Annotated in this window: 13 protein-coding genes; 10 read left to right on the forward strand and 3 right to left on the reverse strand. The window is 72.6% G+C overall.

Annotated elements, in window-relative coordinates:
- The first annotated feature begins 10 nt into the window (after positions 1-10).
- Both ACZ7OU_RS26365 and ACZ7OU_RS26370 read left to right on the forward strand, forming a co-directional pair.
- A complete protein-coding gene (locus ACZ7OU_RS26365; RefSeq protein WP_470257139.1) occupies positions 11-661 on the forward strand; it encodes an FG-GAP-like repeat-containing protein in 651 nt (216 codons plus the stop codon).
- 71 nt (positions 662-732) lie between these two features.
- Complete coding sequence (locus ACZ7OU_RS26370; protein WP_470257140.1) at positions 733-1,527, forward strand: alpha/beta fold hydrolase; 795 nt, start codon at positions 733-735, stop codon at positions 1,525-1,527.
- 4 nt (positions 1,528-1,531) lie between these two features.
- Here ACZ7OU_RS26370 and ACZ7OU_RS26375 read toward each other — a convergent pair whose 3' ends face one another.
- Positions 1,532-2,524 (reverse strand): LuxR C-terminal-related transcriptional regulator, encoded by a 993-nt coding sequence (locus ACZ7OU_RS26375; protein WP_470257141.1) that lies wholly within the window; start codon positions 2,522-2,524, stop codon positions 1,532-1,534.
- Positions 2,525-2,695: 171 nt separating this feature from the next.
- Between ACZ7OU_RS26375 and ACZ7OU_RS26380 the strand changes: the two genes are divergently transcribed.
- The 3 genes from ACZ7OU_RS26380 (at position 2,696) to ACZ7OU_RS26390 (ending at position 5,801) form a co-directional block, all read left to right on the forward strand.
- The gene (locus tag ACZ7OU_RS26380) at positions 2,696-3,652 is read left to right on the forward strand and encodes an AraC-like ligand-binding domain-containing protein (protein ID WP_470257142.1); all 957 of its coding nucleotides are present in this window, start codon (positions 2,696-2,698) and stop codon (positions 3,650-3,652) included.
- 141 nt (positions 3,653-3,793) lie between these two features.
- Positions 3,794-4,786, forward strand: a complete 993-nt coding sequence (locus ACZ7OU_RS26385) for a carbon-nitrogen hydrolase family protein (RefSeq protein WP_470237412.1) — start codon at positions 3,794-3,796, stop codon at positions 4,784-4,786.
- 4 nt (positions 4,787-4,790) lie between these two features.
- Positions 4,791-5,801 (forward strand): phenylacetaldoxime dehydratase family protein, encoded by a 1,011-nt coding sequence (locus ACZ7OU_RS26390; protein ID WP_470257143.1) that lies wholly within the window; start codon positions 4,791-4,793, stop codon positions 5,799-5,801.
- Between the two features lie 11 nt (positions 5,802-5,812).
- Here ACZ7OU_RS26390 and ACZ7OU_RS26395 read toward each other — a convergent pair whose 3' ends face one another.
- Together ACZ7OU_RS26395 and ACZ7OU_RS26400 are read right to left on the reverse strand one after the other, a co-directional pair.
- The gene (locus tag ACZ7OU_RS26395; RefSeq protein WP_470257144.1) at positions 5,813-6,313 is read right to left on the reverse strand and encodes a YybH family protein; all 501 of its coding nucleotides are present in this window, start codon (positions 6,311-6,313) and stop codon (positions 5,813-5,815) included.
- 11 nt (positions 6,314-6,324) lie between these two features.
- Positions 6,325-7,353: a nitronate monooxygenase gene (locus ACZ7OU_RS26400; RefSeq protein ID WP_470257145.1), complete on the reverse strand. Its 1,029-nt coding sequence runs from the start codon at positions 7,351-7,353 to the stop codon at positions 6,325-6,327.
- 69 nt (positions 7,354-7,422) lie between these two features.
- On the opposite strand from ACZ7OU_RS26400, the gene ACZ7OU_RS26405 reads away from it, so the two are divergent.
- The 5 genes from ACZ7OU_RS26405 to ACZ7OU_RS26425 all read left to right on the forward strand — a co-directional run bounded on the left by ACZ7OU_RS26405 (position 7,423) and on the right by ACZ7OU_RS26425 (position 20,452).
- Positions 7,423-8,283: a LysR family transcriptional regulator gene (locus tag ACZ7OU_RS26405; protein ID WP_470257146.1), complete on the forward strand. Its 861-nt coding sequence runs from the start codon at positions 7,423-7,425 to the stop codon at positions 8,281-8,283.
- Positions 8,284-8,617: 334 nt separating this feature from the next.
- Positions 8,618-11,806, forward strand: coding sequence for a family 78 glycoside hydrolase catalytic domain (locus ACZ7OU_RS26410; protein WP_470257147.1), 3,189 nt, complete (start codon positions 8,618-8,620; stop codon positions 11,804-11,806).
- An 11-nt stretch (positions 11,807-11,817) separates the two neighbouring features.
- Positions 11,818-15,123, forward strand: a complete 3,306-nt coding sequence (locus tag ACZ7OU_RS26415; protein ID WP_470257148.1) for a glycosylhydrolase-like jelly roll fold domain-containing protein — start codon at positions 11,818-11,820, stop codon at positions 15,121-15,123.
- Positions 15,120-18,035, forward strand: a complete 2,916-nt coding sequence (locus tag ACZ7OU_RS26420; RefSeq protein WP_470257149.1) for a glycosyl hydrolase — start codon at positions 15,120-15,122, stop codon at positions 18,033-18,035. Before ACZ7OU_RS26415 ends, ACZ7OU_RS26420 begins: the two co-directional genes overlap by 4 nt.
- Positions 18,032-20,452, forward strand: coding sequence for a beta-L-arabinofuranosidase domain-containing protein (locus ACZ7OU_RS26425; RefSeq protein WP_470257150.1), 2,421 nt, complete (start codon positions 18,032-18,034; stop codon positions 20,450-20,452). Before ACZ7OU_RS26420 ends, ACZ7OU_RS26425 begins: the two co-directional genes overlap by 4 nt.
- The last annotated feature ends 2 nt before the right edge of the window (positions 20,453-20,454 follow it).

The raw sequence follows: 20,454 nt of genomic DNA on the forward strand, positions 1-20,454 counted from the left end.
GGGAGATCTCATGAACCGCACCGGAATCGTCCGCACCGCCACCATCACCGGCCTGGCCGCGGCCCTGGGGCTGGCCGTCGCCGCGCCGGCGATGGCCGCCGCGGACCCGGTCACCGCGGTCGCCGACCTGAACGGCGACGGGGAGATCGAGACCGTCAACGTCCACCTGGTCGGGGAGAGTGACCAGCTGATCTCGGCCACGGTCGACGGGACGTACACGTCGATCCACCTGCCGGCCGACAGTCGGTTCGGGATCCAGGCGCCGCGCGTGGCCGACCTCAACGGGGACGGCCGGGCCGAGCTGCTCGTCGCCCGGTCGATCGGCGCGAACACGACGTTCTTCTCGGTGCTGCACTTCGACGGACGCAACCTCGGTCAGGTCGTCGGGGCCGACGACCAGCCGTTCTCCGTCGCCGAGGGTGGGGGCGTCGCCGCTCACCTGGGTTACCAGTGCACGCCGCTCGACGGAGGCCGTGCCTTCGCGATCGTCGCGGCGGAGAGCGACGACGTCGGCCGCCCGGTCGACCAGTTCACGTACTCGGGCACTCGCACCGTCTACACCCTGCGCGACGGCGCCTTGAGTGTCCACGACACGGTCCCGTTCAGCGGCCGACCGGCGACGGACCCGGTGCTCGACGCCGATTCCGCCGGCTGCGCGTGAGTCATTGGCCTACGGTCTGCCCTCAGATTGTGCAACAATCCGCGGGACGACGTAGGTGGCGAGGAGCGCGCATGGAAATCGACGGGGTCCGGGTGCACGGCGAATCGGGGCCGCCGGTGCTGTTGCTGCCCGGCGGTGCCGAAGCGTGTGAGGGCTTCTTCCCGGGCCTCGTCGAAGGGCTCGTCGCCGATCCGGGGTGCCGGGTGATCGTGCACGACCGGCCCGGCACCGGCACCGCCGCAGACGGGACGCTCGCCGGCGCCGCCGAGCACCTAAGCGGTCTGATCACGCGGCTGGGGTGCGGTCCGGTGGTCGTCGTCGGGCAGAGCCTCGGCGGTGCCGTGGGCGTGCTGCTGGCCCGCGACCACCCGGACCAGGTCGCGGGTCTCGTCCTGCTCGACCCGACGGTGATCAACGACGCGCGCACCTGCGCGGGGCTGGAACGCATGACGCGCGCCCTCGGGACGGTCGCGGCCTTGCCCGGGATCCGCTCGGTGGTTCCCCGGCTCGTCCGCGCCTCGATCGTCCGATCCGCGCGACGCCAGGGGCTGCGGCCGGACTGCGAGGCCGCCTACCTGCGGATGGCGGACCTCGACCTCCCGGTGCTGGCCCGGGCGGTCACGGGCATCACCGAACTGTCCCGCGGCCTGCGCGAAGCCGACCTGCCGCGCGTGCCGTCGGTGGTGGTGACCGCGGACCGCGAGCCGGGCACCGCGATGCGGCGTGGCCACACCAGGCTCGCGGCCGCGTTCGGCGGTGAGGTCGTGTGCTGGCCGGGTGCGACGCACAGCGTGCACCTCGACCACCCCGGCGAAACCCTCGCCACCGTGCGCGGTCTCGTCGCCCGGGTGCGCCCGGCGGCCTGACCGGTCACCGGGCGAGGTGCTTCCGGACGTCCTCGGCCACCCCGGCGCGTCCGCTCATCCCGTACTTGGCCAGGATGCCGCGGACGTGCGTCTTGACGGTGTTGAGGCTGATGCCCAGCTCGCCGGCGATCTGCTCGTTGCGCAGGTCGCTCGCGAGGAGCACCGCGACCCCCTGCTCGGCGGCGGTGAGCGAGCGGAAGCGTTCCTCGGGGCCGTTGTCGATGTCGAGGGTGAGCTCGACGAGGTCCGACTGGAGCTGCTGGCAGTCGGTGACGATGCGTTGCAGGGCCTCGCGCAGCGCACCCGCGTCGGGGAGCGCGAGGGCGTCCTGGGCCCGCTGCCGGACGTCCGCCACGCGGGAGGAGAGGAGCTCGACGATGTGGTCGGCGGTGACCAGCGGCGGCGCGTCGTCGACGTCGGCCGGCAGGCGGCGGAGCGCGTCGACGTCTTCGGCTTCGGTCGTCAGCACGCGGGCCACCAGATCGGCCAGCCATTCGAAGGCGCGCACCGCGTTGTCGTCGAAGACGCCGGGTTCGTAGCTCTGCATGGACATCATGCCGAACACCGGTTCGCCGTCACGGCCGCGGCGGAACAGCGGAGTGGTGACGGCGTCGGCGGAAGCGCGGCTCGTGTCCCCGGAAGCGACGCCGGCGTTGAGTGCGGCGCCGTTGTCGTACTGCATCCGGTAGGTCTGGCGGTGCTTGAGGAGCCAGGCCGCCTGGCCGTGCGGCCCGTAGATGTGCGACGCGGGGTCGGTGTACATGCCGCCGTCGTAGCCGTAGGGGTAGCGGACGCGGTTCGCGCCGTGGAAGAACCCGATGTAGAAGTGGTCCAGGGGAACGATCTTGCTCATCACGGCGCGGGCGTAGTCGTAGAGGCCGTAGTGGTCGTTGCGGTAGTTCGCGTCGATCTTGTGGAACGCCTCGCGCAGGATCAGCGTCGTCTCGGCGTCGACCCGGAGCCGGGGCGGTCTACCCGAGTCGTCGTCGGAGCGCACCGGTCCATGATGAGGCCCCGGGCCGGTTCCGTCACTCCGCGAGCGATGGAGCGCCGGCCGTCGTGCTGCGACCGTGGACGTCGACGAGCTGCCGCGACGACCGGAGGAGTTCGATGGAGACCCATGCGCGACCGCTGGACAGCGCCCCCGTGACCTGGTGATACTCAGTGCGTGTCCGCCACTTTGGACAGAGGTGCCTACGCCGAGCTGACGACCTCGATGGTGTCGGCGCAGGAGGCGTTCGCCTACTGGCGGGAGATGATCTGCGCGACGTTCGTCCGGCTGGTGGCCGAGCCGGTGCCCGGCGCCGGGTTCAGCGGCCGGATCGAGCACGTCCCGGTCGGGGATCTCGAGCTGTCGACCGTCGTGGCCGGCGGCCAGCACGTGCGGCGCACCCGGTCGCTGGTCGCGCGCGGCGACGAGGAGTACCTGCTCGCGAGCATCCAGGTGCGCGGGCGGGGCCGCGTCGAACAGGACGGCCGGGCGGCGCTGCTTTCGCCCGGTGACCTGGCGTTCTACGACAGCACCCGGCCCTACACCCTGCACTTCGACGACCCGTTCCACCAGCTCGTCGTCCAGGTCCCGAAGCGGGAGCTGGCGGTGCGCGACACCCGCGGGCTGACCGCGCGGGCGTGCGGCCGCGGCACCCCGGGCGCCGTCGTCTCGACCTTCTTCACGTCGCTGGCGGAGACGGCCCGGTCGGCGCCGGACCAGTCCGCGGTGCTGCTCCCGCACGCGCTCGGCCTGCTCTCGGCGACGGCGTCGTTCGCCGGCGACGCCCGGCCGGGCCCGCAGGCCGCGGAAGCGGTGGCACGGGAGCGCGTGCTGGCCTTCCTGCGCCGCAACCTCGCCGACCCCGGACTGGACGCGGAGGCGGTCGCCCGCGCATGCCGCGTCTCGCGCCGCACGCTGTACCGCATCGCCGGCGACGAGGGGATCGCCGCACGGCTGCGCCGGATGCGGATCGAGCAGGCCCAGGCCCTCCTCGTCGCCGACCCCGGACGGCCGATCGGATCCATCGCCGCGGCGTGCGGATTCGACAGTGAGTCTGGGTTTCACCGCGCTTTCCGCGCGGTGAGCGGTAAGTCGCCGGGGGAGTACCGCCGCGGGGGCGCGCAGGCTAAGTGACGGTGGCGTGGTCGGTCGCCGGTCGGGTGCCGGGCGAGTGCCGTGAGTGGCACGCCGGGTCACAAACCCCGGCACGATCGGTCAGCCGGACACCACAGCCCGGGCGCACTCTGGGAACCCCCCCAGCGAAGGAGCCCGGCAATGCAGGAAACCGTGCGTGTGGCGGCCGTCCAGGCCGAGTCGGCCTGGCTGGATCTGGCCGCCGGTGTCGACAAGGTCGTCGGCCTGATCGGGGCGGCCGCCGCGGGCGGGGCCCGGCTCGTGACGTTCCCCGAGACCTTCCTCCCCGGCTACCCGTGGTGGATCTGGCTCGACTCGCCCGCCGCCGGGATGGCGTTCGTCCCGCGGTACGCCGCGCACTCGATGACCCGCGACGGCGCCGAGATGGACCGCGTCCGCCGGGCCGCCGCCGAGCACCGGATCCACGTCGTCTTCGGCTTCAGCGAACGCGCCGGCGGCAGCCTCTACATGGCGCAAGCGTTCGTCGCCGACACCGGTGAGCTCATCTCCGTGCGGCGCAAGCTCAAGCCGACCCACGTCGAGCGCGCGGTGTTCGGCGAGGGCGACGGGAGCGACCTGCAGGTCCACGACACCGCGCTCGGCCGCCTCGGCGCGCTGAACTGCTGGGAACACCTGCAACCGCTGACCAAGTACGCGATGTACAGCCAGGGCGAGGAAATCCACGTCGCGGCCTGGCCCGCCTTCTCCGTCTACCGCGGTGCCGCGCGGGCGCTGGGACCGGAGGTCAACACGGCCGCCAGCCTGATGTACGCCGTCGAGGGCGGGACGTTCGTCGTCGCCCCCTGCGGTGTGGTCGGGCCGGCCGCGCTCGAGCTGTTCTGCGACACCGACCTGAAGCGGCAGCTGCTCCTGCCGGGCGGCGGGTTCGCCCGCATCTACGGCCCCGAGGGCACGCCGCTCGCCGAACCGCTGCCCGAGACGGAGGAAGGCATCCTCTACGGCGACCTCGACCCGGACCTGATCGCGATCGCCAAGTCGGCCGCGGACCCGGTCGGCCACTACTCCCGCCCCGACGTGCTGCGGCTGCTCGTCAACCGCAACCCCGCGCCCGCGGTCGTCGAGACACCCGCGGAGGCGCAGCCCGCCGCCCCCGAATTCGCGCCGGTCGGCTGAACCCGTGGAATCGGCGATCCCCGCGCACCTGGTGGCCGACCGGACGGCGGCGCCCGGGCCCCGTCCGGACTGGCAGCCGCCCTACCCGTCCTTCGTCGCCCGGTTCGCGCCTTCGGTGACGCAGGTGGCGATGGCCTACTTCGGCGTGCAGTACCGCCCCGGGAACGAACCCACGGCCGCGCTGGCCGACCTCGACGCGGCCTGCGCGGACGCGGACGGACCCGGTCAGGTCGATCGGGCCGCGTACGTCGACGAGGCCGGTTACCGGACCGTCGTCACCATCGCCTACTGGACCGACCCCGCCCGGCACGACCGCTGGTTCGCCGCCGCCCGGCCACTGTGGTTGCGCGGCAACGGGTTCTTCGTCGAAGTCGTGCGTCCGTCGACGGCCCGGTTCGAGACGCTGTTCTCGAACGACCGGATCGAGGGCGCCGCGCACCTGGCGGACACCCTCAGCGGAGAGGTCCGCGAGCACGCGTACTGGGGCGGCGCCCGGGACCGCCTCCCGATCGGCCAGTACGACCGGCTCGATCCCGGCGAGCCGCCCGCGATCGTCGACGACGGCGTGCGCCGGGTGGTGCGGGGCCGGCACAACCTGTGCCTCATCCGCTCGGGCCAGGACTGGTCCGACACCGACGGCGACGAACGCCGGATGTACCTCGACGAGGTCGAACCGGTCCTGCGCGCGGGCATGGACTTCCTGCGCGACCACGGGCGCGCGATCGGCTGCTACGCCAACCGGTACCTCCGGGTGGTCGACGCCGGCGGGAGCCCGCTCGACAAGAGCTTCGGGATGAGCTGGTGGCGCAGCCTCGCCGACCTCGACCGGTGGGCGAAGGACCACCCGACCCACAAGGCGATCTTCGGCCAGGCGATGAAGTACCTGTCCACGCTCGGTCCCGCGGCCCGGTTGCGCCTCTACCACGAGGTGACGGTGGCGGCGGCCGGCGAGCAGTACTTCGAGTACGTCGGCTGCCACCCCGGCACCGGCCTGCTCGGCGCGGTTTCCCCGTGACCGTAGGGGTTTTAGCCGCGCACGGCGTTCTGATACGCGGCGAGCTCCTCCGGGTGGTCGATGCTGCCGTGGTGGTGGACCTGCAGCCAGCGGCCGGCCTCGCGGTCGTACCCGAACACGCGGGAGGTCCGGATCGTCAGCGGGACCGTGGCGCCGTCGCGGTCGTGGTACTGGCCGAGCTCGCGGCCGGCGAACACGACCGCGTCCGCCCACCAGTAGGTGACGGCGTCGGCGAACGTGACCGTCAGGCCGAGGTCGCCGGCGAAGATGCGGCGGTAGAGGCCGGTGACCGCCGCGCCGGACCGGAGGATGCCGCCCACCGGGTTGTTCAGCTGGGCCAGCTCGTCCTGGGACCACACGGCGGACAGCACGTCGAGGTCGCGGCGGTTGAGGGCGTGGTAGAAGCTTTCCAGCGCCGCGACCGCGCCGGCCCGGCTCAGCTCGCGTGCCTCGTCCAGCCGCGCCCGCGCCTGCGGGCCGAACTGGTAGTCGACGAGTTCGATCATCGGCATGCCTTCCTGGTTCAGAGGTTCGCGACGAGCCGGCCGAGGATGCGCGCCGCGGGTTCGGCGGAGGCGTGCCGGAACCCGGTGCCCGCCCACAGGTGGAGCCGGTCCGCGTCGCCCGCGGCGGCGGCCGCCTGACGCAGCGGCCGGGTGAGGTGGTGGATCGCCGGGTAGCCGGCCGGCGCGAGCCGGTCGTAGCGGCCGGTGAAGGCGTTGGCCAGCGCGCGGGCGGGCCGGCCGGTGAACGCGCGGGTGACGACGGTCCGGTGCGCGCCGGGAGGATCCGCGAGCGCGGCCTGGTGCGTCTTCGACGCGCCGCTCTCGTCGGAGCGCAGGAGCACGGTGCCGACCAGCACGGCCTCGGCGCCGGCCCGGAGCGCGCCGGCCACCGCGTCGGCGGTCGCGATCCCGCCGGCCGCGACGAGGGGGAGCGCGCTCACCCGGGCGACGGCGCGGAGGAGGTCGGTGACCGGGATGTCCGCGGGCGTCCAGCCGGGGGTGAGCGTGCCCGAATGCCCGCCGGCCGCGGACGCCTGCACGACGAGGAAGTCGGCGTCGGCGGCGCGACGTGCTTCGTCGGGCGAGGTGACCGTCTGGCCGACGAGCGTGCCCGCCCGGCGGAGCGCCTCGCGCACCGCCGGCTCCGGGAGGCCGAAGGTGAAGGTGACCACCGGGACCGGCGCGTCGAGCAGCAGGTCGATCTTGTCGCGCCAGCCGTCGTCGTCCTCGGTGCGGGGGATGCCGGCCAGGTCGAGGTCGTAGCGGTCGGCCTCGGGCCGCAGCGTCCGGGCGTAGGCGGCGTAGGTGGCGGCGTCGATCGGCACCGGGTTCGGCGCGAACAGGTTCACCCCGAACGGGACGGCCGCGGCGCGCACCTCGGAGATCTGCCGCGCGAGCGCCTCGGGCGTCTGGTAACCGCCGGCCAGCAGCCCGGCCCCACCGGCCGACGCCGCGGCCGTGACGAGCCGGGGTGTCGTCGGGCCGCCCGCCATCGGCGCGGCGAGGATCGGCGCCGAGAGACCGAGCGCGTCCAGCGTGGTGTGCATGAAATCGAGGCTAGGCAGCGCGCGGCCGGCGGGGAAATGCCTGCTGGGCTGCAGCTATGCTGCTCAGGCATGAGCGAGTGGTCGTTCGGCCGGGTGGAGCTGCGGCACCTGCGCGCCTTCGAAGCGGTGGCGCGGCTGCGGTCGTTCACCGGGGCGGCGGCCGACCTCGCGATCACCCAGCCCGCGCTGAGCCGCACGGTCCGGCAGCTCGAGGACGCCTTGGGCGTGACGCTGTTCGACCGCGACACCCGGCACGTCGAGCTGACGGCCGCGGGGGCGACCCTGCTGGCCCACGTCGAACGGGCCTTCGCGGAGCTGGCACGCGGGTTCGGCGCCGTCCGCCGGGAGTCGAGCGTCCGGCTGGGGTTCAGCTGGCTGCTGCCGGACCCGTGGGCGCAGCGGACGGTCACGCGGTTCGAGCGGGAGACCGGGCGGACCGTCGACCTGGTGCGCACCGACGACCCGCTCGCCGCGCTGCAGCAGGGCAAGGTCGAGCTCGCCGTGGTGCGCGGGCCGGTGCGGTCGTCCGCGCTGCGCGTGGTGCACCTGTTCGACGAGGCCAGGGTCGCGGCGTGTTCGGTGCGGTCGGCGCTGGCCGGCCGGGCGGAGCTGGACTGGCACGAGGTGCCGCGGTGGCCGCTGGTGGTGAACATCGTGAGCGGCACGACCGGCCCGTGGTCGTGGCCGCCGGAGGAGCGCCCGAAGACGATCGTGGAGACGGCGAACTTCGACGAGTGGATCGAGAGCGTCGCGGCGGACCGGGGGATCGGCGTCGGGCCGGAGGTGGCGATGCGGCGCAACATCCACCCGGCGGTGCGGTTCATCCCGCTGCGCGGCGCCCCGCCGAGCCCGGTGACGCTGGTGTTCCTCCCGCACGTCCACGAGGCGCTCCTGCGCCAGTTCGTGGAGATCGCGGTGGACGCCGGATGAAGCGTCACCCCGAACCCGTCGCCGCGCGGGTCCGCTCGTCATTGACTTCCTCTTCGGCCGCAAGGTAGCGTCTCGGCGTCGGGCTTATGAAACCTTTCAATACGGAGATCGCGATGCAGCGACAGAGGCTGGGCCCCGAGTCCCTTCTGCTCTCCCATTTCGATCGGCAGCGTTGTTACCCGCCAGTTCGAGAGCGCGTGCCCCGCTGAGACCGCGTTGTCCCGGCTGAATCCAGATCCGTTCCTCCTCGTTGATGCCGCTCAATGTTCACGCTCACTTGAAACGATTCACCGTCGAATCCAGGCCGTCCCCACCGGCCGTCCCAGGAGCTGCCGTGCGCCACCGATCCCGCCGTCTCCTCGCCCTCGTCCCGTTGCTCGTCCTCGGCACCGCCACGCCCGCCGCAGCCGATGCCGGCAGCCGCGACTTCGCCGCCACCGACCTCCGCGCGAACCACCTCGACCGGCCACTGGGGACGGACGACACCACCCCCGAGCTGAGCTGGCGGACCACCGCCCGCGACCAGACCGCCTACGAAGTCCAGGCCGCCACCTCGGAAGCGCGGCTGGCGCGCCCCGACCTCTGGGACACCGGCCGCGTCGCCGGCCCCACGTCCGATCTCGACTACGCCGGCCGCGCGATCGGCAACCGTCAACGCGTCTACTGGCGGGTCCGGGTCTGGGCCGGGAACTCGCCCTCGGCCTGGAGCCGGCCGACCTGGTTCGAAACCGGGCTGACCGCACCGAAGGACTGGTCGGCCGGGTGGGTCACGAACAGCCAGTGGCAGCTCGGCGCCAAACCCGCCCAGCCCGTGGTCGTCTCCCTGCCCGCGCAGACCGCGCAGTTCGTGAAGCTCGACGTCACCAAGCTGGGCCTGCCCCTGGCCGAGCAGCCGCTCGACAGCCAGAACCGCATGGTCACCACCGGCGACACCCGCCGCTTCCCCGACCTGACCCACCGGCTGCAGCTGGCCGAACTGCAGGTGCGCGCCTCGGCGGACCCCGGCGTCAACTTCGCCGACGGCCGCCAGAAGTACGTCACCGCCTCGGAAACCCAGACCGTGCGCAAGGAGTGGGAGCCCGGCCTGGTCGCCGACGGCCTCACGACGTCCAACCCCGAGGACGCCGGCAACGCCGGTTACCAGAGCGCGGCGCACACGAGTGCGGACGCCGACGTCTGGCTCACCGTCGATCTCGGCGCCGCGCACACCTTCGACCAGGTCGTGCTGTACCCGCGCACCGACACCCTCACCGCCGACGGCCGGACCGCGAACTTCCCCGTCGACTACACCGTGCAGACCGCGACCGCCGCCGCCGGGCCGTTCACCGTCGCCAAAACCGTGACGGACCAGCCGACGCCCGCCACCTGGCTGCCGCCCGCGTTGCCGGTGTTCGCCAAGGACTTCTCGGTGCACGGCCGCGTCGCGAGCGCCCGCCTGTACGTCAGCGGCCTCGGCGTCTACGTACCCAGCCTCAACGGGAACCGCGTCGGCGACGCCGTGCTGGAGCCCGGCGACAGCGACTACGCCGACCGGGTCACCTACGCCGCTTACGACGTCACGAACCAGGTCCGGGGCGGGGCGAACACGATCGGCATCGCGGTCGGCAACGGCACCGCGGACGCGCTGCACACCTCCGGCCGCTACCGCAAGTTCGCGCGCACGGCGAGCGATCCGCAGGTCATCGCGCAGCTGGAGGTGACGCTGGCGGACGGTACCGTGCAGCGGATCGCCACCGACGCGAGCTGGCGCACCACGCTGGGCGCCACCACCGTCTCCCAGTGGTACGGCGGCGAGGACTACGACGCCCGCCGCGAGATCCCGGGCTGGGACAAGCCCGGTGCCGACCGCCGGAGCTGGTCGCCGGTGGTGCCCGCGTCGAGCCCGGCGAAGCTGACATCTCGCCGGAGTGAGCCCGTCCGGGTCGTGGAACAGCTGCCCGGCAAGGAAATCTCACGTCCGGCACCCGGCGTGCGCGTCTACGACGTCGGCCGCACCATCGCCGGCCTGCCGCAGGTGACGCTCACCGCGCCGAAGGGCACGTCCGTGCGGATCTATCCCGCCGAAGCGTTGCGCGACGGGCACGTCGACCAGTCCATCAGCAACGTCGGGACGCCGATCTGGGACAGCTTCACGAGCAAGGGCGGGAAGCAGACCTGGCACCCCGACTTCGGCTACCACGGCTTCCGCTACCTCGAGGTCGTCGGCGTCCCGGAGGACGCGCAGCTCGCGGTCGCCGGCCTGCGCACGATGGCGGACAACGACTCCGCCGGCGACTTCGACTCCTCCGACGCCACCCTCGACGGCATCCACCGGCTCACCCGCGCCGCGGTCGAGAACAACATGCAGAGCATCCTCACCGACTGCCCGAGCCGCGAGAAGCTCGGCTGGCTGGAGCAGGACCACCTCGCGTTCGACGCGATCGCGCGCAACTACGACGTCGAGGCCTACCTCGGCAAGATCGTCGGGGACATGGCCGACGGCCAGGAGACGAGCGGCCTGGTGCCCAGCACCGTGCCGGACCACGTGACGCTCGCCGGCTCCTACCGCGACGACCCGAACTGGGGCGGCGCGCTGGTCCAGGTGCCGCTGAAGGCGTACCAGACCTACGGCGACAAGGAACTCCTGAGCCAGTACTACCCGGCGATGCAGCGCTACTTCGCGTACCTGCGGGGGCAGACCGCGCGGTGGGTCGACGGCGTCTACGACTACGGCCTCGGCGACTGGATCACCACCGAGTCCCCGGCGATGCCGCGCGCGATCCCCAGCAGCTTCGGCGTCTGGGCGGTCGAGGACGGGCTCGCGAAGGTCGCGACGGTGCTCGGCCAGGACGCCTCGGCCTACCGCGCCCAGGCCGACGCGCTCGCGAAAGCCGTGTGGGCCAAGTACTACAACCCCGCCACCGGCCTGTTCGGCGGCGGCGGTCAGGGCGCGACGGCCCTCGCGCTCGACATGGGCGCGGTGCCCGCCGACCTGCGGGCCGGCCAGACGCAGCACCTGGTCGACACGATCGAGGCCGCCGGCTGGCACCTGGTGATGGGGGAGATCTCGTTCCCGTCGGTGCTGCGGGTGCTGTCGGCCTCCGGCCGCGACGACGTCGTCTACCGGATCGCCACGCAGACCACCAGCCCCAGCCTGGGCCACCAGGTGGTGGCCGGGCTGACCGCGCTGGGGGAGACCTGGGACGGCGGCAGCGGCCAGTCGCAGGACCACTTCATGCTCGGCGCGATGGACGGCTGGCTCACCACGCGGCTGACCGGCATCGGGCAGGCGGCGAGCTCCGCGGGCTTCCGGGACCTCGTGATCGACCCGGCCGTGGTCGGCGACCTGACGTCGGCGTCCGGCAGCTACGAGACCCCGAACGGCCGCGTCAGCACGGCGTGGACGAAGTCCGACCGCGAGTACCGGCTGACCGTCACGGTCCCGCCGGGCAGCACCGCCGAAGTGCACCTGCCGCGGGGTGACGAGGTCTTCCCCGTCGGCTCGGGCACCCACACCTTCCGGCAACCCATTCCGCGCGGCTGAAGGGAAATCCCATGCGCAGGACAGTGACGTCCCTCGTGCTCGCGGCGGCGACCGCCGTGAGCCTGACGACCCCGGCGGCCGCCGGCCACGACCGGGGCCCGGCCGAAACGACCACGCTCGCCCACTTCGACCCGGCCGCCTTCGCGAACCCGCCGAAGGACAGCCGCCCGGCGATCTACTGGTACTGGAACAACACGATCACCAGTGACATCACCGACAGGCAGATGGCCGAGATGCGCGCCAAGGGCGTGTACGAGGCGGTGATCTTCCCGCTCGGCGGCGACTCGATGAAGCCGGTGTTCCTCAGCGAGGACTGGTTCACGCTCGTCGGGCACGTGCTGCGCGAGGCGCAGCGCACCGGCATGAAGATGTGGCTGTTCAACGACAACAACTTCCCGAGCGGCCGCGGCGCGAACTACGTCGTCAACGGCGGCACCCTCGGCACCCGCACCATCCCCGCCCGCCCCGACCTGCGGCTGAAGGGCCTGCTGCGCTCGACGCGGATCGTCGACGGGCCCACGACGCTGCCCCTCGCCGAGACGTCGGGGCTCAGCGTGGACACCGGCAAGCTGGTCGTCGACCCGGCCACCGCGCCGGGCGCCGCACCGCTCACGCCCGGCGCCGGCTGGAGCGACTACACCGTGAGCGGCAAGGTCACGCTGACCGCGGGTGGCGTCCAGCTGGCGGTGCGCTCCGACGGCACCCACGGCTACCTCGTGGACGTCGACGCCAAGGGCGCGGCCAGTGTGTACAAAGTGGACGGTGCGAACCGGACGCGGCTGACCACCGGCGTCAACACACCCGGCTTCACCCCGACCCACGTGCAGACGATCACCCTCACGGTCTCCGGGAACACGATCACCCCGAAGATCAACAACACGGTGCAGCCCGCGGCCACCGACGCGAGCTACCCGACGGGTGCCGCGGCGGTGTCGGCCGAAGGCACGCAGCGCTCGCTGTGGGACGACCTCACCGTGACCGCCCCGGACGGCACCAAGCTGTGGACGTCGACCTTCGACAACGCCACCGCGCTCGCGGACTTCGCCCAGAACCGCGTCACCCTGGCGGGCGTGACGGCGGCGGCCGCCCGGCCGGTCGGCACGAACGACGCCGTCGAGCTCAAGGGCACGACCTGGCAGGTGCCGGCGGGCCGCTGGCAAGTCGACGTCTACGCGCAGGTCCTCCTGCGTGACGACTCCAGCGGGTACGTCCGCGGCTACCTCGACCTGCTCGACCCGAAGGCGACCGACGCGTTCCTGAGCATCGCGCCCCAGGAGTACGCGCGCCGCTTCCCGTGGGCGATGGGCACGGTCGTGCCCGGGTTCTGGGACGACGAGCCGTTCATCGCCTCCGCCCAGCCACACCCGTTCAAGCGCCTGCCGTCCTCGCCCGGGCTCGCCGACGCGGTCCGCGCGGCCGGCGGCACCCCCGGCGTCGCCTACACCGCGGCCGCGGACGGCCTCGACGCGGTCGCCGACCAGGCCGCCGGGACGTACTGGCGAGCCGTCGACAACCTCTTCTCGACCAGCTACTACAAGCGCGAAGCCGACTGGATGGCCCAGCACGGCCTGAAGCTGATCTCCAACCCGCTGCTCGACGAGCAGAGCCCGCAGCAGCGGATGAACTCGACCGGTGACCTGTCCAAGGACAACCAGTGGGCGCAGGTGCCCGGCAGCGACATGATCACCACCGACTACACCGCCGGTCAGCAGACCACGCTGGGGCGCAACGCTTCCTCGGCCGCGCACCAGAGCGGCGCGCCGCGGACGCTGATGGAGACGTTCGGCAACGCGGGCTGGCAGGTCGCGCCGGACTACATGCACGCCACCGTCGGCGCGCTGGCCACCCGCGGCGTCAACCTCACCTTCCTGCACGCGATGTACACCGACGAGACGTCGGTGACGTTCGCGCCGCCGTTCGGGCCGCGCAGCACGTTCTGGGAGGACATGCCGGACGTCGACGCGTGGATCGGCCGCGTGATGGAGCTGGGCCGGGGCGAGAACCTCGCGAAGACCGCCCTGGTCCAGCCGCAGCGGGCCGCCGAGCAGACCCGCATGTCCGATGCGAGTCACCAGCTGGACAAGGACTTCTCCGACACGGCGTACGCGCTGGAACGCGGGCAGGTCGACTTCGACTTGCTGAGCGACTCGTCGCTGTCCGGGGACCCGGCCGCGCGCTTCCAAGCTCAGGTCCGCGGGGGAACCCTGCGGGTCGGCGAGGCGAGCTACCGGCTCGCGGTGCTGCCGCGGACGCCGGTGCTCGACCTCGAGACCGCGCGCACCCTGGTGAAGTTCGTGCGGAGCGGCGGGCGCCTGATCGCGGTCGGTCCGCTGCCGACGAGGGAGGCGACCGGCCGCGACGCCGACCTGGCCCGAGAGCTGCGGACCCTGTCCGGCGCGGTCACCCTCGTCTCCGACGTCAACGCGATCGCGGGCCTGGCGCAGAACGCCGGGGTCGGGGCGGCCCGGCTGCAGCCCGCGGCCGACGCCGTCCGGGTGGCACGCACCGGCCGCGGCGCGGACACCGCGTTCCTGCTGAACAACGAGAGCGTCGCGGTCGTGACCACCACCGCGACGTTCCCGGTCGACGGCACCCCGGAGATCTGGGATCCGCGCACCGGCACGGCGAAGGTCGCCACGGCGTACTCGGCCGGCCGGGCCACCACCGGCGTCCCGATCACGCTCCAGCCGTACGAGACCCTCGGCGTGGTGTTCCGCAAGGGCGTCCGCGACACCGCGCACCTCACCGACGGCACCCTGCCCGCCACCTCGGTCTCGCCGAGCGGGCGGGACCTCCAGGCCGCCGTCACCGCGACGACGCCCGGCACGTACGCGCTCACCGGCCAGGCGGACGGCCGCACCTACCGCGGCACGGTGCAGGTCACCGATCCGCTGACGCCGATCGCGCTGGACGGGCCGTGGACCGTCCGGCTGGAGCAGGACGGCGCCGTCGCCACCGAACGCCCGCTCGGCTCCTGGACCACCTTCGCGCCGACGTTCTCCGGCAGCGCCGTCTACACCACGACGGTGACGCTCACGGCCGCCGACCTCGCGAAGCGCACGCTCGTGCTCGACCTCGGCGAGGTGCACGACCTCGCCACGGCGACGGTGAACGGCACCGCGCTGCCCGCCGCGCTCTGGCACCCGTACACCGTGGACGCCACGACCGCGCTGCACCCGGGCGTCAACACGATCAGCGTCCGCGTCACCAACACCCTGGCCAACGAGCGCAACAAGATCCTGCCGTCGGGCCTCGCCGGCCCGGTCGCGCTGCGCCCGCGGGCCGCCGTCACCGCCCGGCTGGAGGCCACCCGATGACAGTCAGCAGACGCACGGTCCTCACCGTCGGTGCCGCGCTCGGCGTGGGCGCGACCCTCTCGTGGGCGCCGCCCGCCCTCGCCTCGCCCGGGAAGTCCTTCGCACGCCAATTCGCGAAGCCGGACGCATCCACGGCCGCCAAGTTCCGCTGGTGGTGGCCGCACGGCTTGGTCGACCTCGGCGAGATCGCCCGCGAGGTCGACCAGATCGCCGACGCCGGGTTCGGCGGTGTCGAGATCCAGGACGTCCACCACAGCGTCCAGACCGTGATGGATCCGGAGCACCACGGCTGGGGAACACCCGCGTGGCTCGCCGCGGTCGAGACGGCGCTGCGGCGCGCCAAGGCGCGTGGCCTGACCGTGGACCTCGCGATGGGCCCGTGCTGGCCCACCGCGGTCCCGACCATCACGCCCGACGACGTCGCGGCGAGCAAGGAACTGGCGCACGGCGTCGTCACGGTCCAGGGCAGCTACAGCGGACCGCCGCCGGCCGCGGTGGTGCCCGCCGAATCCGTGGTGGGCAAGCAGGACCTGATCGCCGTCCAAGCCGCTTTGGTGGTCGGTTCACCGACCGCCGCCACGGTGACACTGGACCCGGCGTCGGTCCGGACCGTGGACGTCCACAACGGACAGATCGACTGGACCGCGCCCGCGGGCACGTGGATGCTGTTCGCGTACTGGGCCCGCGGCTCGGCGCAGCAGCCGGAAGCCGGCCCGCACACCACGCCGCTCGCCTACGTCGTCGACCACTTCAGCGCGGCGGGCACGAAGGTCGTGCTGGACGAGTGGAACTCGACGATCCTCACCCGCGCCATCCGCGGCCTGCTGAAGGATGTCGGCGGCGACCTGTTCGAGGACTCCCTGGAGATCGAGACCGACGCGACCATCTGGACACCCGCGTTCCTCGCCGAGTTCCGCGAGCGCGCGGGCTACGACCTCCTGCCGTACCTGCCGGTCGTCGTGCAGCGCAAAGGCAAGTACCTGTTCGCGTTCGACTCCGACACCTCGAACCACGTGCGCGACGACTACAACCAGGTGCTCTCGGACCTCTACCACGAGAACCACCTGATCCCGGTCCGGGACTTCGCGCACCGCCTCGGCATGACCCTGCGCGTCCAGCCGTACGGCCTGCAGACCGACGCCATCCGCAGCGCGGCGCTGCTGGACGTGCCGGAGAGCGAGTCGCTGGGGTTCAAGAACCTCGACGACTACCGCGTGCTCGCGTCCGGCCGGGACATGGGCGGGCGGAAGCTGCTGTCGTGCGAGTCCGCGGCGTATGCGAACGGCGCGTACAACACCACCTGGGACAAGGTGCTGCAGACGATGGGCAGCGTCTTCGCGGGCGGCGTCAACCAGGCCGTCCTGCACGGCTTCGCCTACGCGATGGCACCCGGCGCGCAGTGGCCCGGGTTCGCGGCCTTCTCCCCGTACAACGGCAACGGCATCGGGTACGCCGAGGCGTGGGGACCGCGGCAGCCGACGTGGGGCCACGTGCCGGACATCGCCGGCTGGTTCGCCCGCACGCAGCTGGTGCTGCGCACCGGAAAGCCCCAGGTCGACATCGCGTTCTTCCGCCAGAAGGGCTGGACGTCCACCGGCATCGGCGCGCCGTGGGCGACCAACGACGGCATCCCCGCCGGCTGGACCCACGGCTTCCTCAGCGAAGCGGTCCTGGAGCTGCCCAGCGCCGTCGTCCGGCACGGCAGGCTGGCGCCGGACGGGCCCGCGTACAAGGCGATGATCCTCGGCGGCGACCAGTTCCACGGCAGCGAGCACACCCTGTCGGTGTCCGCGGCCCAGAAGCTCCTGGACTTCGCGCGGGCGGGCCTGCCGACGGTCGTCATCGGCACCTGGACCGCCGATGTCCACGCCGAGGGCATCGCTCAGCCGGGAGAGAACGACCGGTTGCGGGCTCTGGTCACGGCGTTGGTCGCGCTGCCTTCGGTGCGGGTGGTCGCCGACGCCACCGGGATCCCGGCCGCCCTCGCCGAGCTGGGTGTCACGCGCGATGTGGAGCACGACCCGTCGACCGTGATGAGCGTGCACCGCATCGACGGCGACACCGACTACTACTACCTCTGCAACGCTCGGCACGCGGAGAACCGCAAGATCACCGCCGTCACGCAGGACGTGTGGCTGACCGCCCAGAGCCGCGACGCGCAGCCGTTCGTGCTCGACGCGTGGACCGGCGAGACCGAACGGCTGGGTATCTTTTCCCGCTCCGGCAACAAGATCCGCGTCTCGGTGTCGCTGAACCCGGGGCAGCCGGTGATCATCGCGCTCGGCCGGGGCGACCGTGGTCCGAGCGCGGTGGCGACGGACGCGCCCGAGGTGCGGTACCTCGACGGCAAGCTCGTCGTGCGGTCGTCGGCCGCGGGCACGTACTCGACGACCCTGTCGAACGGCCGGGTCGCCCGCACTCCGGTGACCGCCCCGCCCGCGCCGATCGCTTTGTCCACTTGGGACCTCGAAGTCGAAGACTGGCAGCCGGGTGCGACGCCGACGTCCACGCTCAAGCCGAAGCGGCGGCTTTCGCTGACCGCGCTGGCGGCATGGCCGTCGATTCCCGGACTCGAGGACGTCTCGGGGGTCGGGCGCTACCGGACCACCGTCGACCTCGGCCGCTGGGACCGCGGGCTCGGCGCCTACCTGGACCTCGGGGAGGTGTTCGACACCTACCGCGTGCGGGTCAACGGCACCGCGCTGCCGCCGTCCGACGTGCTCGACACGGTCGTCGACGTCGGGCCGTGGCTGCGGTCCGGGCGCAACAGCATCGAGGTGGAAGTCGCCACCACGCTCACCAACCGGCTCCGGGTGAGCCGTCCCGAAGTGTTCGCGATCGCGGCACGGCAGGCGTACGGCCTGGTCGGCCCGGTCCGCCTGGTGCCCTACCGGCAGGAGGAGATCCGATGACGGTCACCCGGCGCACCGCGCTCAGCCTCGGAGCGGCACTCGGCTTGGCGGCAGTGGTCCCTTGGGAGGCAGCGGCTTCTCCGGAGGTCTCGGTGAAGCCCGTCGCGCTCGGCGGGGTCCGGCTGCTGGAGAGCCGGTACCTGGCGAACATGCGCCGGACCGTGGCGTACCTCAAGTTCGTCGACCTGGACCGGCTGCTGCACACCTTCCGGCTGACGGCCGGCCTGCCCACCTCGGCCGAGCCCTGTGGCGGCTGGGAAGCCCCGGACATCCAGCTGCGCGGCCACACCACCGGGCACCTGCTGTCCGGCTTGGCGCTCGCCGCCGCGAACACCGGGGACGCCGAGCTGGCCGCGAAGGGCGCCCGGCTGGTGGCCGAGCTGGCGAAGTGCCAGGCGCCGTCCGGCTACCTGTCGGCGTTCCCGGAGTCGGACTTCGTCAATCTCGAAGCCGGGAAGTCCGTGTGGGCGCCGTACTACACGATCCACAAGATCCTCGCCGGGCTGATCGACCAGCACCGGCTGCTCGGCACCGCGGGAGCGCTCGACGTCGCCCGCGGCATCGCGCGCTGGATCGACGGGCGCACGGCACCGCTGTCCCACGACGCCATGCAGAAGGTCCTGCACACCGAGTTCGGCGGGATGAACGAGGCACTGGCCAACCTGTACGCGATCACGAAAGACCCGCTGCACCTCACGCTGGCCCGCCGCTTCGACCACGACGAGATCTTCACGCCGCTCTCGGCGCGGCAGGACACCCTCGCCGGGCGCCACGCCAACACCGACATCGCGAAGATCGTCGGCGCGGCCGCGGAGTACGACGTCACGGGCGAGCAGCGCTACCGCACGATCGCGACGTACTTCTGGGACCAGGTCGTGCACCACCACAGCTACGTCATCGGCGGCAACGCCAACGCCGAGTTCTTCGGGCCGCCGGACCAGATCGTCAGCCAGCTCGGCGAGAACACCTGCGAGAACTGCAACAGCTACAACATGCTCAAGCTCGGCCGGCTGCTGTTCCTGCAGGACCCGAGCCGCACCGAGTACCTCGACCACTACGAGTGGACGCTGCTCAACCAGCTGCTGGGCGAGCAGGACCCGGACTCGGCGCACGGGTTCGTCACCTACTACACCGGGCTGACGCCGGGGACGCAGCGGCAGGGCAAGCAGGGGGTCGCGTCCGACCCCGGCACGTACAGCAGCGACTACGGCAACTTCACCTGCGACCACGGCACCGGCCTGGAGACGCACGTCAAGTACGCGGAGAACATCTACTTCGCCGACGGTGACACGCTGTCCGTCAACCTGTTCATCCCGTCCACTGTGGACTTTCGCGGCACGCGTGTGCGGCTGGAGACGGAATACCCGTACGACGAGACGGTCCGGCTGCGCGTCGACGGCTCCGGTACGTTCGCCGTGCGCGTCCGGATCCCGTCGTGGGTCGCCCACCCGCGCCTGACCGTCAACCACGCCCCCGTGGCCGCGACACCGGGACGCTTCGCGACGATCCGGCGGCGGTGGCGCCGGGGCGACGTCGTCGAGCTGCACCTGCCGATGACGCCGAAGTGGCTGCCCGCGCCGGACAACCCCGCGGTGTCGGCGCTGACGTACGGGCCGCTGGTGCTGGCCGCCCGGCACGGGTCGTCGACGCCCCCGGTCATCCCGACGATCGACCCGCGCACGCTGCGCCGCGAGCCCGGACGGGTGGAGTTCAGCGTGCGGGCGGGGGCCGAGCGGCTGCGGCTGAGCCCGTTCCTCGACGTGCAGCACGAGCACTACAGCGTCTACCTCGCCGCCCCACCGGACCGGCCCGCGCCGAAGACCGTGGCGGTGTACCCGCTCGGCGCGAACCTGGCGGAGTCGACGCACCGCTGGCCGGCCGCGGTGCTCGCCGGTGGCGCGGTCGCGGGGGAGCGGGGCATCGAGCTCGACGGCGTCAGTGGGCACGTGCGGCTGGCGTCCGGGTTGCCGGCGAACCTGACCGAGCTGACGGTGTCGATGTGGGTCCGGTCGGACACGATCGTCAACTCGGCGCGGGTGTTCGACCTCGGCTTCAACGCGCAGTCGTACCTGTTCCTGACGCCGCGCACGGGCCTTGGCGTCGCCCGCTGCGCGATGAAGCTGGGCGGCATGGCGACGGAGGACTTCGTGGACGCGGCGATCGCGCTCCCGGCGGGGGTGTGGACGCACGTGGCGGTCACGGCGGGACCCGCGCTGCGGCTGTACTTCGGCGGCGAGCTGACCGGGGCGAACCCGGCGCCCTTGATGAGCCCGCTCCTGCTGGGCGCCACCCAGCTGAACTATCTGGGACGTTCCCAGAACGTCAAGCACCCGTACCTGAAGGGCGCGGTCGCGGACTTCCGCCTGTACGGCCGGGCGCTGGGGGAGGCGGAGGTGCGGGCCTTGGCGGCCGGCTGAAG

The organism is Amycolatopsis sp. NPDC114505 (assembly GCF_055633615.1).